This window comes from Paraburkholderia tropica (genome assembly GCF_014171495.1).
GTDB lineage: Bacteria > Pseudomonadota > Gammaproteobacteria > Burkholderiales > Burkholderiaceae > Paraburkholderia > Paraburkholderia tropica.
Genome location: NZ_CP049134.1, coordinates 1,838,924 through 1,852,825, shown reverse-complemented (window position 1 = coordinate 1,852,825; position 13,902 = coordinate 1,838,924). Strand labels below are relative to the sequence as shown.

The following is a 13,902-nucleotide window of genomic DNA, read 5'->3' as shown; positions in this document are numbered from 1 at the left end:
ACTGTCGGACGCCACCATGCCGGATGACGTCATCCCCGTCGAACTTTGCATTGGTCTTGGATATGGACGAAAAAAAACCGCATCGTACGATGCGGTTTTCTTGAATTCTTTGGGGTGGCTGATGGGACTCGAACCCACGACGACAGGAATCACAATCCTGGACTCTACCAACTGAGCTACAGCCACCACTGTTACTACGTTCGTTACTGCGTTTTACTGCTTGCTTGTTAGCGCTGCTTCGTGAGCGGCGTCAATCAAGAAGCAAGATTATAGACATGCCCTCATGGGCTTGTCTAGCCCCTTTATTCAAATATTTTCAGGAGAAAGCTCGGCGTCGGCGTCGAGCGGGGCGCGCAGATGCGCACGCGCCTCGTCGAAGATCGCGAGATCGCCTTTTTGCAGCTTGCGGCTGTCCGACAAAACGCGGCGCCAGCCGCGCGCCCCCGCTTCGCCGCGATAGAGGCCCAGCGCGTGGCGCACGATCGCGCCGAGATACGTGCCGCGCTTCAATTCCGCCGCGCAATACTCGATGAGCTTCGCCTCGACTTCGTCGCGCGTGAGTGCCGGCGCGCTCGCGCCGTAGAAGCGCGCATCGACGTCCGCGAGCACGTAGGGATTGTGATAAGCCTCGCGGCCGAGCATCACGCCGTCGACATGTTCGAGATGCGTCGCCACTTCGTCGAGCGTCTTGATGCCGCCGTTGATGATGATTTCGAGATTCGGGAAGTCGCGCTTCAGGCGGTACGCGTAGTCGTACTTGAGCGGCGGAATTTCGCGATTTTCCTTCGGGCTGAGCCCTTTGAGGATCGCATTGCGCGCGTGGACGATGAACACGTCGCAGCCTGCGTCCGCGATCGTGCCGACGAAGTCGCGCACGAATGCGTAGTCCTCGACTGCGTCCACGCCGATGCGGTGCTTGACCGTCACCGGCACCGACACCACGTCGCGCATCGCTTTCACGCAATCGGCCACGAGTTGCGGCTCGTTCATCAGGCACGCGCCGAACGCGCCGCGCTGCACGCGCTCCGACGGGCAGCCGCAGTTCAGGTTGATTTCGTCGTAACCCCATTGCTCGCCGAGTTTCGCCGCACGCGCGAGGTCGTCCGGCTCGCTGCCGCCGAGCTGGAGCGCGACGGGCGCTTCGGCGGGCGTGAAGGCGAGGTGGCGCGGCACGTCGCCGTGGAGCAGGGCGCCGGTCGTCACCATCTCCGTATACAGCCACGTGTCTCGGGAAATGAATCGATGCAGCGAGCGACAGTGACGGTCAGTCCAGTCCATCATCGGTGCCACGGACACGCGACGAGGTGTTGATTTCATTGAGTTTTGCAGGATATTCATAGACTTACAGGCGATTCTGGGTTGCGTGATTCGCGCTGCAAATCCGCGGTTTTTGCTGGTTTTAGCCCTGAAGTGCTACGATGTTGCACCGTAAAACTCGCTGTAGCACTGGGGAAGCAATGGGGACAATTTCTTCGCGCGCGCGTTTCTTCGCGCGCGCGCGCGGATGGAAGTATAGGCTACACCGCCCAGATCCGTTTGAAGGAGCGGGGTGTCGTGGTGTTTACGGAAGCGAAGACATTCGACCGTCGCCCTGCGGCGCAAGCTTGGCTCGACAAGCGCGAGCGTGAGCTCGCACAGCCGGGCGCGCGCGAATCGGTGAAGCAGGAGGATCCGCCCTTGGGTGACGTGATCGATCGCTATATCCGAGAATCGAAGCGAGACTTGGGGCGGACGAAAAAGCAGGTGCTTGGTGCGATAAAGGCCGCGCCAATAGGCGAGTTGCGCTGCAGTCAGCTCAAGAGCCAGTCCTACGTGACATTCGCGCAGAGTTTGGAGGTGCAGCCTCAGACGGTCGAGAACTATATGTCCCACCTTAGCCCTGTGGTAACGATAGCGCGGCCCGCGTGGGGCTATCCGATCGACGAGAAAGAGTTCGCTGACGCGCGCGTCGTTTTGAAGCGGCTCGGACAGGTGGGGAAATCCAAGCAGAGGGATCGCCGACCCACCGCGGACGAATTGGATCGAATTTTGCGCCACTACGCCGATATGGAGCAGCGTGAACGTGCGGAGATTCCGATGCAAAAAATCATCATATTTGCGATGTTCTCGACGCGCAGGCAGGAAGAAATTACAACGATCGAGTGGCGCGACTACGAGCGCGACCGGGTACTTGTGCGAGACATGAAACATCCCGGGCAAAAGGTGGGCAACGACACGTGGTGCGACCTGCCAACTGAGGCTGCGCGTGTGATCGAAGCGATGCCAAAGGGAAGCGGGCCGATATTTCCCTTCAACCATCGGTCGATATCAGCGAGCTTTACTCGCGCGTGCAGCTTTCTGGCGATCGAGGACTTGCACTTCCACGATCTGCGTCATGAGGGAACCAGCCGACTCTTTGAAATGGGGCTGAACATTCCGCACGTGGCTGCCGTAACCGGGCATCGCACATGGAATTCGCTGAAGCGATATACCCACCTTCGCCAGACGGGCGATAGGTGGGCGAAATGGAAGTGGCTCGACATTATTGCGCCACTTCAGGAGCACAGCTGAGTGCACTCCTTGACGGCTGCTGCTCGGCGGTCGTCTATGTACTTGGCGAGATCTTCAACGTGCACGCCCTTTGCGCCCTTCTGGGATGCTTCCATTCGCACAAGCGGCAGTCTAATTTCGCCAGCGGAAATTTTGCGCTGGAGCGTTGGCGACGTGAGCGGCGCAAAATAGTCCCGGCAAACCACGTCGAGTGGAATCACAGCTTTTGCGCCGTATTGGGCGAGAAGCAAGAAGGTCGTGTTCATTTTCTGTCCCTCGTAGTGCGATCTGTTCTTGCGGCTGCGGCCTGTAGAGCGGCGAGGATTTCGGCCCCACGGAATTTATGAGTCTGGCGAGTCGGGGCGTCGCCCGCGACACACCAAAGTTCATCCATTCGGCCGCGAGAACTCCGCGCCCGGAATGACTCAACCTCGCCAGCAGCCTCGGCCGTATCGAGTGCCAACTGAACGCCGCGTGAAACAGTGCGCATGGCGATCGTGATCCGTTTCTTCGGAAGCGGGCCTGCTTTGCGGAGAAGCTCGACGATCTCGACGCGCAAGATAGCTAGGTCGCGGACATGCTGTATGTGTCCGTTTCGCATTGCTGCGATGTAGCGCGGCTTGTCAGGACTCGCCATTCTGGTTACCTGCTATGGGATGCTGGTGACCTTTCTTCGTCTCTACAGGAAGAGGGCGAACGTGTCCGCTCTTGAGATTGACGAACGCGCCGCACCAACTGATGCGGCCGTGCCGGAATAGCTCCCACAGGATTGCGAGCGCCGGCGTGACGATCGCCTGATTGATGAAAAGCTCCTGGCGCGCGAGCGCCTCGGCGAGGCCGCAACTCGGCGTGTCATCCTCCGGTAGCGACGTGTCGATCAGTTCGGGCAGCACGTCGTAGGGCCAGCGAAGTGGGGCGCTGTCTTTCGCGAGTGCGAGGTTTTCACTCGCACCGAGAATTACCTGGCCGTCACTCGCACGATTGCCGAGATCCATAACGTAGGTGCTGGCGCGGCGGAGCCAGTTCGCCATTGATGCGCGCGCCGCAATGCTGTCGACGCAGAGCACAACAAGGTCGAGGCCTCCGCGGATCAGCTCGTCCGGGCCCGCGTGTATCGGCCGTGCGCACCAGTCGAGCCCAAAGAACGCATTGAGGCGGTGGACGAGCACGCAGCTCTTGTATTGACCGACGTCTGCGGGGCTGAACATCTGGCGGCCGATATTCGACTCGCTGACCGTATCCCCGTCGAACGCCGTAACGTGAAGCCCGGAATGGCCGAGGTTGACGAGCGCGTGATTCAGCCGCGCGAGCCCCGTCAACATTTGCGAGCCGTTACCTCCGCAGCCTACTAGTGCGACGTTTACCCGGCCGCGTGAGTCGAGGAATCCGGGCGGGGTGATGTGGACCGCGCCGCTCATGCCTCACCTCGCGCGACTTGGCCAATTTTCGCGGCGCACTCCGTCACAGCACGGCGCACGGCTCGTCGGCGCTGCGCGCTTTCATCGTCGCCATTGCCGACGTAAATCTCGTCGAAAGCGAACTGGCGGGTCGCCGGGTCACTGTCGCCGCCGCTGGCTGCGATGTGCATCGAAAAGTGCGTGACGTCGATGCGCAGAATAGACGAGAGTTCGGCCATATCGGCGTCACGGTTGAGCGGGTCGAAGAAGCGCCACGATCGGGCGCCGACCGCGCGGACGTGGATCGCTTCGACGTCTCGCACGCGATGGCGCCGGTGTTCAAATTTCGCGGCCGCGGCCGCGAGCTCGATCAGGGTCAAGAGATCCATTCCCTCAAGCCTCCGGCTGCTTGAAGATCGCGGACGCGGGCACTTTCAGCGGGATGAACATGCCCAGCACGCAGAGCCGGAACGCGACGTCCGGCGCCGTGTCCGGCCCGAGCCCGCCGAACACGCCGGAAATCTTCACTTCGCCAGCATCGTCGGCGTCATCCGTCGCGCTGAAAAAGGCGGCGCCGTCCGCGTGGCTGTGGAGGTCGATCGCGAGGCTCTCGTGCTCGGCAAGCGCGGGGCGCTCGAAGGTGATCGAGCCGGGCGTTGCGTTTGTTGCGACGAGCGGCCGATATTGCAGCTTCTGCTTTTCGGCGTCCCAGACGATCCAGGCGGCGTACTCGTTCGGCAGAGCTGCGCGCGCTTCGGCGGCGAATGCCTGGAGCTCTTGCAATGCGCTGCCGAGCCGGCCGAATGCAAATTCGACCTTCTCTTCGACCGTGCCGTACGGCGGCACCGGACCGGCGCAGGGGTTGGCCGCGTCGCGCGTCCACGCGAGGCGCTGGATGATGTGAAGCCACGGGCGGCGGACTTCGACGAAAACGCCTTCGGCCGTCATCAGGAACCGGTGACCGATTTCCTTAAGGGCGGCAAACTTCGCGTGCTTAGGCACGACTACGGTCGGCGCGCTGTCGAACAGTGCGACGTCGAGGTGCAGCTGCTCGTCATCCTCGGAGGCAGCGATCGCGCGCGGTTTCGCGCGTGCGATTTCGTCGGCGACGCCTTTCGAGAATTGATCGAGCGCCGCAGCGATGTTTTGCAGTCCTGCATGTGCGGCGGTTTGGAATGCGTTGAGCAGTTGTTCCATGTTGGTCAGTCCTCGGTCGAGATGGTTTTGACGACGTCGGCGAGCGTGCACTTGGCGTCGATCAGTTGATGGAGAGGGAACGGCGCGCCGGCGAGCAGTTGTTTCCAGAGCCGCACGGCGCCGCCGCGGCCTTTGATCAGCTTGTCCGCGTTCGCATGCGTAAACCGGCTGCGGAAAAATGCATCTTCGTAGGGCTTGATGCTGTCGCTATCGATCGTGTCGGGGGTGACGACGTTTCCGATGCAGATGCGTCCGTCCTCCCACACGTTGAAATACGGAGCGCGGTAGAGTGCGGTCCGCGCGTCCGGGCGGGCGTTCTCGCGAAGCGAAAATACGGACCACTTGCCGCGCGTCGCGACGAACACCAGGGGCGGGTGCTGGCAGTCGCCCGACGCGTTACCGAGTTCGCCCGTGTGCTGAAACCAGACCCGGCGCGTGCAGGCGGGCACCCACCAGACAAGCACGTTCGGCGCCAAGTACACGACGCGCTCGTGTACGAAGCCGCGATAACTTGTGCGGCGCGCAGCAAGATCGGCAAATTCCGCGAGCGCTTCGAGGGTGAGCGGGACGCCGGGGAGCAATGCGGGTCGATCGTCGACCACGCGTACGGCGTGCTGCGTTGCGTATACGGCGCCGTTGGCGCGAGCGCGGTAGAACAGCAAAGCGGCGTCAATTTCGAGGTCCGTGTCGGACTCGCACGCAATCTGGACATCATTCATGCGAACACCCGTACCAAAGTGCGCGGCTGGATAAAGTCGCGCGAGCCGAGAAGCTCAAGCACACGTTCGGCAGCGCGGGCGAGCAATGCGGTGGACTGCATTTTCTGGAGCCATTCGCGCAGTGATGAGTGGTCTGAGTCGTCGGTAAGGCGAATCGGCGTCACGCTCGCGGCTTCAATGTAGTCGCCTTCGTAGGCGAAGCGCGCATGGTCATCGATCACGCGCTCGGTCGAATCGTCCTCGTTCCAGCGGACTATCAGCGTGAAATCGACCAGGTCGGCGCCGAGGTGGCGGGCTGAAAGGTCGGGGAACGGGCCGCAGAAGGTGAGCGCCGTCCACAATTCGTCCATTGCGTCGACGAGCTCACTCGCGAAGCGATCGCCGCGTGCTACGCGATTTACCTGCGCCCGCGTCAGGACACGTTTCGGATTGCCGGCCCACTCGGGCATCGAGCCGAACAGATCCTTGTGGCTGACAAATTCGTGATCGGTCAGCAGCTCTTCGCGAGTGCAGTCGTAGCAGGCCAGCAATTCCTCAATCGCGTCCTCCTCAGTTGCGCAGCGTTGCCAGTAGGCGTACTTGCCCATGTCGATCATCATGCTGGTGGTGCAGACGAGCGGCAGCATGGCGAGCACGTCATACAGCGCGGCGAGAATCGTTTGACCGAGACCTGCACGCAAACCTTCGAGCCATTCGACAGCAGGCCCGACGCAGACGATCGGGCCGCTGACCGGGCCGTTCTTCGTGGTGATCAGTGCCCACGCGGTCGCATGCTTGATGTCGTCTTGCGGCCGCCAGTGGAAGTTGTTCGAGCTACGGTTCTCTTCGATCCGGAGGTTCCATTGGAACAGCGAGAGCCGATCCGCCACTTCGCGCCAATGGCGGTTGAGTGCCTTGGTGCAGAGTGTCATCGTCGACGCAGGGCGGCGCGCGACATCGGCATCGTTGATGAGGCCGTCGTCGAGCATCGACAGTGCGAGGGGGCGCAGGAACGAATCGGCAACCGGCACGGTATAGCGTGTCGGAATGCCTTCAAGATTGGGGAGCGCGAGAGCCTGATTGGTCATGGCAGCAGCGGCATCTGGTTGTGAGGCAATTGCATGCGGGTTCCGCGCGCGCGGTGCATCGCCAGTCGATAAAGCTTCTCGGCGTTAGGGTCGCGTGTTGCGTCTGGCGCGAGCGTCGCGGCGTGTGCGTCGCCGCGTGCGCGTCCTTCGAGTTCTGCGCGGAGTTGTTCGAGCGTCATCGCGTTAGCCTGCATAGCGCGCGTTCAGCGCATTGAGGAACGCGAGTTCCTCGTCGAGCAGCGGACAGACGTGCGCGCTCGCGACGTTATCGAGTTCCGCGAGATATGCACGAATAGGCTGCGGAACGATGCTCCCCGCCGCGAGCACCGATTCAATCTGCGCTCGTGCGTCGATCAACTGGTCCGTGCAGCCCTTCGTGCCAACGGCGCGGCGGAACGTGTACACGTTCCTGTTTCCTCTCACCTCAGGCCCTTCGATCTCGGCATTGACGATCTCGGGGTACGTGTTCGCATAGAAGTCGCGGACCTGTTGCAGCGAGAAGCCGGGCGCCGGGTCGGTCAGGCGCGCGCCGTTGTAGAGAAATTCGCGAGCAAGCGTTTCAACTTTCATGGGTGGCTCCTCACCAAGCGTCCAGGCCGGCACCGCTACCGCTAGCCGCCGCGGTACCAGCATCGTTGGAGGCCGCGGCATTCGACGCGGGTGTCGCAGTCACATCCGCCGCGTCGCTCGCAGCTGCGGCGTTTCCCGCTCCCCCGGCCGGCGTGGATGCGTCGTCGATGCTCATCTGGCGCGGATCGACTCCGGGCGGTGCGCTGCCGCTGTTCTCGCCTGAGGCCTTGTCGCCTTCGGCTTTATCCGCTCTCGGCGGGCGACCTGCTTTGCGCTTGTTTCCGGCGGGCGCGGGCAGTGCGGCGGCCGCGCTGCCGTTGCTGTTGGCGGCGCTCGCGGCGCGCGCCTGGTCGAGCACGGACGCGATGCTCGGCTCGTAGATCGAGACGGCGTCCGCGAATTCGGCGTCGAGTTCTTCCGGCGTCGCGAGCAGCGAAAGCGGGTAGAGCGTCTTTTCGCCCTTGGCGTCGTCGTTGGGGCGCGGCATCACATTCACGCGCAGCTGGTCGCCTTCGGCAGTGATCAGCAGCGTGAGCGTCGTTCGGCGCGCGAGCGGGTGCAGCGATGTGAACAGGGACATGTGGTCACCTCGTTTGGTTGGTGGAGCGAAGCGGGTTAGCTGTCGTAGTCGCCGGCGGCGCGCAGCTTTGAATCAGCGCGTGCGGCGGCGCGCCGCCGGTCGCGTTCTTCGCGAGCGCGCGCCGAGGTTTCGAGCGTTTGGACGATCTCCGGGCGCCGGATCGCGGCGTCGAAGTCGCCTGTCATCCTGAGTAGCTGCCATTCGGCGCGAAGCAAATGCCGGGGGAGATGTCCTCGTTCCATGGTCGAGCCTCAGGCGGTTCGTTCGACGCGCGGCGTTTGCGTGGGCGCGGACTCGGGGTCCAGGGCAACCTGAATCGCCGAGAGTGCGATGAGCGCAATCGGGGCGATGATCCAGATCAGCCACAGGGGCATGGTTTTCTGCGGGTTGCTGGTCATGCGGCCCCCGGGCTCGCCGCGCGCGAGTGCGCGACATTCGCAGCAAAGAAGCCCGTCACGGCGGCAATGAAGAGTTGCGCGCGATCGTTGTCGTCGTTGGCGCGCGAGTGCGCGGCAGCGTATTCGGCGGCGGAAGTAATGCGCGCCTCGATCGTGGCCGGCGTCAGCCGCTTGTCGTTGATGTGCGTGGTCGCCATCGCTCAGGCTCCGCAGAGCGGCGCGATGGAGGCGGCCAGCAAATAGAGAGCAGCCAGCACGGCGAACGCGTGCCAGTCGCGTTTGAACGGCCAGCCGTTCGCGAGCTTTTCGAGTTGGTCGAGCGTCATCGCGTTATTCCGCGACGCGCACGACATCGGTCACGTGGGCGCAGCCCGTGACACGCATCGCGAGTTGAGCGGCGCTGACGGCGTCAGCGGCCTGGATCTAGACGAAGGGCGTGACCGGGCTCGGCTCATCGCCCTTCATCAGGTAGAAACAACGGTAGCTGCGCATGTGACACTCCTTGTGAGTGATTCGACAGGCGCAGAATACACAGCGTGTGAGTTTCACGCAAGTAAAAAATGTGCGTGAGTTTTTTTGTGTCTCCGATGGACGAAAAAAAGCCCCGCATCGCGGGGCTGTCTATGTCGGGTGTTTAGAGATCGAAGCCGGCGTGCTTTACGACACCGCAGATCACATCGTCGTGTTGCACCCTCATGTACTGTTCAGGCCAGTTCGGGTTGAGGGCTTCGAGATACAGCTCGCCATCAATGGTCGTTAGCTTTTTGAAGGTCGCGGTGTTGCCGTTCCGCTTCGCTACCACGAAATTTCCGGGGACTGCATCTTCGTAAGGGCGAACGAAGAGCAACATACCGGGCGGAAAGGACGGCGAGACACCGGGCGGTGCCGTCATCGACAATCCCTCGACTCTCAAGACAAAGCCGTACGGGCCTAAGTCTATGTGGCATTGGTACTTTTTAGTGTCTTCTGCCGCTACGAAGTTATCTGCAATTTCTGTCCACATCCCCGCTTGCACCCATGAAATCTCAGGGTACCAACGCGGCCGGAGGTCTGGACCAGCCGCGAAGTTGTCACCCGTATGAAATTCATTGTAAGCGTCTGATGAAGATTTTGTATCGCTTTTGACGGGCAAATCTTTAGAGCCCGAAAGCAATTCATCCGTTGAGCATCGAAGCACCATTGCGAGCGCTTTAGCGCGACTGTGCGGCGCCCCGCCTCGATTTTTCCAATTCGTTGTGACATTGCTCCCGACGCCTAGCTGGTCGGCGAGCCACGCGGGTTTCTTGCCAAGACGATCCAGCTTCTCGGCGATGAGTTCCCACGAGATTTTTGCAGTTTCCATGATGAAAGGTTACCTGTTCGCTCACGCTTTGTGGCTCACAAAGCGAACTCACATTTCAATTGCTGTGAACTCACATGGCGTGTATATTTGCCGCCATGAAGACCAAAACCCCTCATCCCGGAGCGCCGGCCCTACGTGCGGCGATCAAGAAAGCGGGCGGTCTGAACCAATTGGCGGCGCTAATCGGCGGCAAGACAAAGTCGCAGACGGTCGCCAACTGGGTCAGCCGCGGAACGCCGATGGAACGCTGCGCGCTGATTCAGCGATTAACCGGCGTCCGTTGCGAAGACCTTCGTCCGGATCTTGATTGGACGGCGCTGCGTGAGGCGTTTCGAGAGGGCGACGCCGATGGCATCGCATCAAGCGATGACGTTCAACCGCCTGCCGGTGTTGCTCCTCGCGAGGATGGCGAGACAAGCGCATGAAGAAAGCGCCTGAAACGTTCGTCGTTACGTCGTTGCTGCGCCGAAAGGGCGATCGCCGCTTTCACACGGCGTGCCGCGAGCCGTTGTCCCGCGACCCTGTTACGCATGGCGCGCCTCCGCGCCAAAGGAGTTCAGCATGAAACCGGAAATTAACCGCGGGCAGGCGGCGCAAATCATCAGTGCGATTTGCGACGCTGCAGCCAGTGGGGTGAGCGGTTTGGCTCTCACCCGCTTACGCGAATCGCTGGTCGCCGAAGTTGTGGCGGTGAACGCGCTCATCTCTCGCGATGCCTCAGCCTCCCGCGATCTGCCGACCATTCCACAGCCGCAGCCCCGATAAATGAAAAACCTATACGTCCGTGCGCTGCTATTCCTGCTTCGCCCCGTGCTGACCGAGTTGTCATCCCGCGCCCGCATCGACGGCCGTGAACGGGCTTGTCTCGACGCCGCGCAATCTGATCGCTTGCCGTGGCGCGTTGACGAAGGGCGGGTGACGCTCGATCGAGTCGATTGAGCGGAGCACGAACGGGTGCGCTCGCCTACGCGTTCTAGTTGTTTTTTGCGCCATGCAGAAAGTCGGTGTGTGCCGTTGGGCGCCATTGTCGCATGGGCGTGTGTCGATTCATTTTTGTTGGTCATCGCTGGCTCGGTGGGTTGTTGCTTGCGTGAATCGTAGGCGACCTTGGAGTCGGTTAACAGCATGAAAAACAGTTATCCACAAGGGGATAAAACGTGACGTCGAGATATAGCGAGACCGCATGGACCGATGTGCTCTACACGTCCGTGCTCAAGACGCCGGGCAAGGTGGAGGAGGCCGCGCGCTTTCTGACCGAGCGCCGCGGCGTGCGCATCGGCGCCGAGTCGCTTCGTTTGAAGTTGCGAGAGGTCGAGGGTGCCAGGATTTCGGGCGAAATGTTCGAGCTGCTCGTCGAGTGGATGGTTGAGAAAAACCAGCCGCACGCGCTGGATGCGGTCCACGCGTTCAACGCGCGCTTTGGGCTGATCGCCTCCGAGACGGTGGCCGATCCGGCGCGCGATGGCATCGCCGCACTCGTCAACGCAGCGCTCGTCGTGAGCAATCGCACGGGGCAATTGGCAGACGAGATTCGTAAGGCGGCCGAGGACGGGAAGATCGAACCGCGCGAAGTCGAATCGATCGAGCGCATCGCGCGCGAGGGGCAGCGACAGATCGAGCGAGCGGTGCAGACCGCGCACGCGCTCGTCGACGCGCAGCAGTAACGACGCCTTCACGAATACCGGGGGTTTAATGGGCGCCAGCTACGAAGCTGAAGCGCAAGGGGTCATTGCGTCTGTCGAATCCGAGCAGGCAGTGCTCGGCGCGTTGATGCTGGACAACAGCGCGTATGACCTGATCAGCGCCACGGTTACGGCCGAAGATTTCACCGTAGGCGAGCACCGCGCGATTTTCAACGCGATCACGCACCTCATTCTCGCGCAACGGCCGGCCGACGTTGTCACGGTTTACGAGCGGTTGACGTCGACGGGCGCGAAGGTCGAGCAGCCGCTTCTCTACCTCAACGATCTCGTCGGCTCGACGCCGAGCGCGGCGAACATCGCGCGCTACGCCGAGATCGTGAGTTCGCGCGCGCAGCTGCGCGGCGCGGTGCGGGTCGGGCGGCAGCTGATCGAAAACTGCCACAACACGGCCGGGCGGCAGTCATCCGAGATTTTGGATCAGGCGCTCGCGGGCATCCAGCGGCTGACCGAAACCGCTGCGCGCGGCGCAGACGAGTTTCAGCCCATGTTGCCCGCACTCACGCGCGTCGTTGAACGGATCGACGAACTGTTCAACCGCGAGGATCGCGGGGGAATCACCGGCACGTCGACGGGTTTCGTCGATCTAGATGCGCGCCTTGATGGCATGCACGGCGGCGAGCTGATCGTCGTCGGCGGACGCCCGTCGATGGGCAAGACATCTTTCGCCATGAACATCGCAGAGCACGTCGCGATTCGGCTTGGTTTGCCTGCCGCCGTGCTTTCTCTCGAAATGCCGACCGAGCAGTTGACGATGCGCATGCTGGCGTCGGTATCGCGAATCAATCAGCAGCGCCTCCGTACCGGCCGCCTTGAGGACGACGACTGGCCGCGGCTCACGCACGGCGTGCAGACGATGGCCGATGCGCAGATCGACGTGCTCGACAGTTCCGCGATCACGCCGTCTGCGTTCAAGGCGCGCCTGCGCCGCCTGCATCGCGAGCGCGGCCGGCTCGGCGTGATCGTGATCGACTACCTGCAGCTGATGTCGGGCGACAGCGCTGGCACCGAAATGCGGGCGAGCGAGGTCGCGGAAATCTCGCGTGCGCTCAAGCAGATCGCGAAGGAGCTCGACGTGCCGGTCATTGCGCTTTCGCAACTTAACCGCGGCCTGGAGCAGCGTCCGAACAAGCGACCCGTCATGTCCGATCTGCGCGAGTCGGGCGCGATCGAGCAGGACGCCGACGTGATCCTCTTCATCTATCGCGACGAAGTCTACAACCCGGACAGCGCCGACCGCGGCACTGCCGAAATCATCATCGCCAAGCAGCGTAACGGTCCGATCGGCACCGTGCGCCTGGCGTTCCAGAACGCAATTACCCGGTTCGAAAATTTCGCCGAGCCGGATTCAGGTTACTGACGCATGAGAACCATTTCACCATTTTTTACGTGGCGTCGCGCGATGGCGCGCAGTGAGCTCCCGTCGACGACGAAGCTGGTGCTGTTCGTGATCGCTGAGTACGCCAATGGCGTCGACGAGATCGTATGGCCGTCTGTCGAGACGATCGCCGAGCTCGCGAGCCTCACCGAGCGCAGTGTCGGCACACACCTCACGGTCGCAGAGCAATCGGGATGGCTGACCCGGTGGAAATCGCGCAAGCGCGGCCGGAAGTGGGCGCATGGGCACTATCGCCTCTCGATCCCGGAGAGCGCGGCGCGCACGCAGATCGACATGGCCGGATTCGATCTTGCGGCCAGCGAGGCTGCGGATAACCTCGAATTGGAAGGAGATTCCGGTAAACCCATCGAAAACCGGAAAGAGGAACCATTTTCCGGTAATGCTCAAAAAAAAGGCAATCAACCGGAAGCACGTTCCGAAACTGCTCAAAAATTGAGCAGCGAAAGCGAAAGTTACCGGAACGACGTTCCTACTAGTAAACCAGTTAACAGAAGTATGTATACACCTTCTCTCTCTAATACCTCTGTGGTTAGTACCACGTCCGGCGTTCAGAGAGAAAAACATGATGGCGAGGATCGATCACTGGCGCTGTGGATGCTCGATCGCATTCACAAACGCATGCCGGATCTGGCGCAGCCCGATATCGACGAATGGACCGATCAAGTCGCCGCGATGATTCGCGACGACGGGCGCACGGTGCCGGAAATCGCGCGACTTTTTGCGTGGGCCGATGAGGACCGTTTTTGGTCCGCCATCGTGATCGCGCCAGCACGACTGCGCAAGAACTGGGACGAAATCCGTAGACGCCGCAACGCTGCGATCGAGGCGAAGCGCGCCGAAGGCGCAGCTCACGTTGCCGCCGCGCCAACAGCAGACGACCGCCAGTGCGCTCACGAAGAAAACGGCTGCCGCTGCGCGCGACGCGCCACCACAATCATCGGCGCCGGGTCGTCCCGGCGCGGCTACTGCCGGGACCACATCGGCTATCACGAGGAATGAGCGAG

Annotated in this window: 21 protein-coding genes and 1 tRNA gene; 7 read left to right on the top strand and 15 right to left on the bottom strand. The window is 61.8% G+C overall.

The annotated features are described in order from the left end of the window. Positions 1-110: 110 nt before the first annotated feature. Both G5S35_RS08385 and dusA read right to left on the bottom strand, forming a co-directional pair. Positions 111-186, bottom strand: a tRNA-His gene (locus G5S35_RS08385). A gap of 120 nt (positions 187-306) precedes the next feature. Next, entirely contained in the window at positions 307-1,338 is a 1,032-nt protein-coding gene (dusA, locus tag G5S35_RS08380) for a tRNA dihydrouridine(20/20a) synthase DusA (protein WP_420874512.1), read from the bottom strand. A 216-nt stretch (positions 1,339-1,554) separates the two neighbouring features. Between dusA and G5S35_RS08375 the strand changes: the two genes are divergently transcribed. Next, positions 1,555-2,550: a site-specific integrase gene (locus tag G5S35_RS08375; protein ID WP_237181271.1), complete on the top strand. Its 996-nt coding sequence runs from the start codon at positions 1,555-1,557 to the stop codon at positions 2,548-2,550. Here G5S35_RS08375 and G5S35_RS08370 read toward each other — a convergent pair. The 13 genes from G5S35_RS08370 to G5S35_RS08315 form a co-directional block, all read right to left on the bottom strand. Beyond that, positions 2,535-2,795 carry a pyocin activator PrtN family protein gene (locus tag G5S35_RS08370; RefSeq protein WP_183038197.1) on the bottom strand — a complete coding sequence of 87 codons (261 nt, stop codon included), beginning with the start codon at positions 2,793-2,795 and terminating at the stop codon, positions 2,535-2,537. The two genes, G5S35_RS08375 and G5S35_RS08370, sit on opposite strands and share 16 nt — an antisense overlap. A gap of 357 nt (positions 2,796-3,152) precedes the next feature. After that, positions 3,153-3,947 carry a PRTRC system ThiF family protein gene (locus G5S35_RS08365; RefSeq protein ID WP_183038196.1) on the bottom strand — a complete coding sequence of 265 codons (795 nt, stop codon included), beginning with the start codon at positions 3,945-3,947 and terminating at the stop codon, positions 3,153-3,155. Continuing rightward, the gene (locus G5S35_RS08360) at positions 3,944-4,315 is read right to left on the bottom strand and encodes a hypothetical protein (RefSeq protein ID WP_183038195.1); all 372 of its coding nucleotides are present in this window, start codon (positions 4,313-4,315) and stop codon (positions 3,944-3,946) included. Before G5S35_RS08360 ends, G5S35_RS08365 begins: the two co-directional genes overlap by 4 nt. A 4-nt stretch (positions 4,316-4,319) precedes the next feature. Further along, entirely contained in the window at positions 4,320-5,123 is an 804-nt protein-coding gene (locus tag G5S35_RS08355; RefSeq protein ID WP_183038194.1) for a PRTRC system protein A, read from the bottom strand. A 5-nt stretch (positions 5,124-5,128) separates the two neighbouring features. Then, on the bottom strand, positions 5,129-5,842 hold the full coding sequence (locus G5S35_RS08350; RefSeq protein ID WP_183038193.1) for a PRTRC system protein B: 714 nt from the start codon (positions 5,840-5,842) through the stop codon (positions 5,129-5,131). Continuing rightward, positions 5,839-6,909: a PRTRC system protein F gene (locus tag G5S35_RS08345; RefSeq protein ID WP_183038192.1), complete on the bottom strand. Its 1,071-nt coding sequence runs from the start codon at positions 6,907-6,909 to the stop codon at positions 5,839-5,841. Before G5S35_RS08345 ends, G5S35_RS08350 begins: the two co-directional genes overlap by 4 nt. Positions 6,910-7,092: 183 nt before the next feature. Next, positions 7,093-7,479 (bottom strand): PRTRC system protein C, encoded by a 387-nt coding sequence (locus G5S35_RS08340; RefSeq protein WP_183038191.1) that lies wholly within the window; start codon positions 7,477-7,479, stop codon positions 7,093-7,095. Between the two features lie 10 nt (positions 7,480-7,489). Continuing rightward, entirely contained in the window at positions 7,490-8,059 is a 570-nt protein-coding gene (locus G5S35_RS08335) for a PRTRC system protein E (RefSeq protein ID WP_183038190.1), read from the bottom strand. Positions 8,060-8,094: 35 nt separating this feature from the next. After that, complete coding sequence (locus G5S35_RS08330; protein ID WP_183038189.1) at positions 8,095-8,301, bottom strand: hypothetical protein; 207 nt, start codon at positions 8,299-8,301, stop codon at positions 8,095-8,097. A 9-nt stretch (positions 8,302-8,310) separates the two neighbouring features. Further along, positions 8,311-8,457, bottom strand: a complete 147-nt coding sequence (locus G5S35_RS08325; RefSeq protein ID WP_183038188.1) for a hypothetical protein — start codon at positions 8,455-8,457, stop codon at positions 8,311-8,313. Then, the gene (locus G5S35_RS08320; protein WP_183038187.1) at positions 8,454-8,654 is read right to left on the bottom strand and encodes a hypothetical protein; all 201 of its coding nucleotides are present in this window, start codon (positions 8,652-8,654) and stop codon (positions 8,454-8,456) included. Before G5S35_RS08320 ends, G5S35_RS08325 begins: the two co-directional genes overlap by 4 nt. 3 nt (positions 8,655-8,657) lie before the next feature. Then, a complete protein-coding gene (locus G5S35_RS39990) occupies positions 8,658-8,783 on the bottom strand; it encodes a hypothetical protein (RefSeq protein WP_272904390.1) in 126 nt (41 codons plus the stop codon). Positions 8,784-9,091: 308 nt separating this feature from the next. Then, the gene (locus tag G5S35_RS08315) at positions 9,092-9,799 is read right to left on the bottom strand and encodes a S24 family peptidase (RefSeq protein WP_237181270.1); all 708 of its coding nucleotides are present in this window, start codon (positions 9,797-9,799) and stop codon (positions 9,092-9,094) included. A 95-nt stretch (positions 9,800-9,894) separates the two neighbouring features. Here G5S35_RS08315 and G5S35_RS08310 point away from each other — a divergent pair, with 95 nt between their 5' ends. The 6 genes from G5S35_RS08310 to G5S35_RS08285 all read left to right on the top strand — a co-directional run bounded on the left by G5S35_RS08310 (position 9,895) and on the right by G5S35_RS08285 (position 13,897). Continuing rightward, positions 9,895-10,224 (top strand): YdaS family helix-turn-helix protein, encoded by a 330-nt coding sequence (locus G5S35_RS08310; RefSeq protein ID WP_183038186.1) that lies wholly within the window; start codon positions 9,895-9,897, stop codon positions 10,222-10,224. A 136-nt stretch (positions 10,225-10,360) separates the two neighbouring features. After that, positions 10,361-10,564 carry a hypothetical protein gene (locus tag G5S35_RS08305; protein WP_183038185.1) on the top strand — a complete coding sequence of 68 codons (204 nt, stop codon included), beginning with the start codon at positions 10,361-10,363 and terminating at the stop codon, positions 10,562-10,564. Beyond that, entirely contained in the window at positions 10,565-10,738 is a 174-nt protein-coding gene (locus G5S35_RS08300) for a hypothetical protein (RefSeq protein WP_183038184.1), read from the top strand. It begins immediately after the preceding gene. 254 nt (positions 10,739-10,992) lie between these two features. Beyond that, on the top strand, positions 10,993-11,463 hold the full coding sequence (locus G5S35_RS08295; protein ID WP_338048701.1) for a phage regulatory CII family protein: 471 nt from the start codon (positions 10,993-10,995) through the stop codon (positions 11,461-11,463). A gap of 28 nt (positions 11,464-11,491) precedes the next feature. Further along, the gene (dnaB, locus tag G5S35_RS08290; protein WP_183038182.1) at positions 11,492-12,859 is read left to right on the top strand and encodes a replicative DNA helicase; all 1,368 of its coding nucleotides are present in this window, start codon (positions 11,492-11,494) and stop codon (positions 12,857-12,859) included. Positions 12,860-12,862: 3 nt separating this feature from the next. After that, positions 12,863-13,897, top strand: a complete 1,035-nt coding sequence (locus G5S35_RS08285; protein WP_202034979.1) for a helix-turn-helix domain-containing protein — start codon at positions 12,863-12,865, stop codon at positions 13,895-13,897. The last annotated feature ends 5 nt before the right edge of the window (positions 13,898-13,902 follow it).

Bases quoted from the DNA above. Each gene is read 5' to 3' on its own strand.
- dusA (WP_420874512.1), bottom strand. From the start codon at position 1,338: ATGAATATCCTGCAAAACTCAATGAAATCAACACCTCGTCGCGTGTCC.
- G5S35_RS08370 (WP_183038197.1), bottom strand. From the start codon at position 2,795: ATGAACACGACCTTCTTGCTTCTCGCCCAATACGGCGCAAAAGCTGTG.
- G5S35_RS08365 (WP_183038196.1), bottom strand. From the start codon at position 3,947: ATGAGCGGCGCGGTCCACATCACCCCGCCCGGATTCCTCGACTCACGC.
- G5S35_RS08360 (WP_183038195.1), bottom strand. From the start codon at position 4,315: ATGGATCTCTTGACCCTGATCGAGCTCGCGGCCGCGGCCGCGAAATTT.
- G5S35_RS08355 (WP_183038194.1), bottom strand. From the start codon at position 5,123: ATGGAACAACTGCTCAACGCATTCCAAACCGCCGCACATGCAGGACTG.
- G5S35_RS08350 (WP_183038193.1), bottom strand. From the start codon at position 5,842: ATGAATGATGTCCAGATTGCGTGCGAGTCCGACACGGACCTCGAAATT.
- G5S35_RS08345 (WP_183038192.1), bottom strand. From the start codon at position 6,909: ATGACCAATCAGGCTCTCGCGCTCCCCAATCTTGAAGGCATTCCGACA.
- G5S35_RS08340 (WP_183038191.1), bottom strand. From the start codon at position 7,479: ATGAAAGTTGAAACGCTTGCTCGCGAATTTCTCTACAACGGCGCGCGC.
- G5S35_RS08335 (WP_183038190.1), bottom strand. From the start codon at position 8,059: ATGTCCCTGTTCACATCGCTGCACCCGCTCGCGCGCCGAACGACGCTC.
- G5S35_RS08330 (WP_183038189.1), bottom strand. From the start codon at position 8,301: ATGGAACGAGGACATCTCCCCCGGCATTTGCTTCGCGCCGAATGGCAG.
- G5S35_RS08325 (WP_183038188.1), bottom strand. From the start codon at position 8,457: ATGACCAGCAACCCGCAGAAAACCATGCCCCTGTGGCTGATCTGGATC.
- G5S35_RS08320 (WP_183038187.1), bottom strand. From the start codon at position 8,654: ATGGCGACCACGCACATCAACGACAAGCGGCTGACGCCGGCCACGATC.
- G5S35_RS39990 (WP_272904390.1), bottom strand. From the start codon at position 8,783: ATGACGCTCGACCAACTCGAAAAGCTCGCGAACGGCTGGCCGTTCAAA.
- G5S35_RS08315 (WP_237181270.1), bottom strand. From the start codon at position 9,799: ATGGAAACTGCAAAAATCTCGTGGGAACTCATCGCCGAGAAGCTGGAT.
- G5S35_RS08310 (WP_183038186.1), top strand. From the start codon at position 9,895: ATGAAGACCAAAACCCCTCATCCCGGAGCGCCGGCCCTACGTGCGGCG.
- G5S35_RS08305 (WP_183038185.1), top strand. From the start codon at position 10,361: ATGAAACCGGAAATTAACCGCGGGCAGGCGGCGCAAATCATCAGTGCG.
- G5S35_RS08300 (WP_183038184.1), top strand. From the start codon at position 10,565: ATGAAAAACCTATACGTCCGTGCGCTGCTATTCCTGCTTCGCCCCGTG.
- dnaB (WP_183038182.1), top strand. From the start codon at position 11,492: ATGGGCGCCAGCTACGAAGCTGAAGCGCAAGGGGTCATTGCGTCTGTC.
- G5S35_RS08285 (WP_202034979.1), top strand. From the start codon at position 12,863: ATGAGAACCATTTCACCATTTTTTACGTGGCGTCGCGCGATGGCGCGC.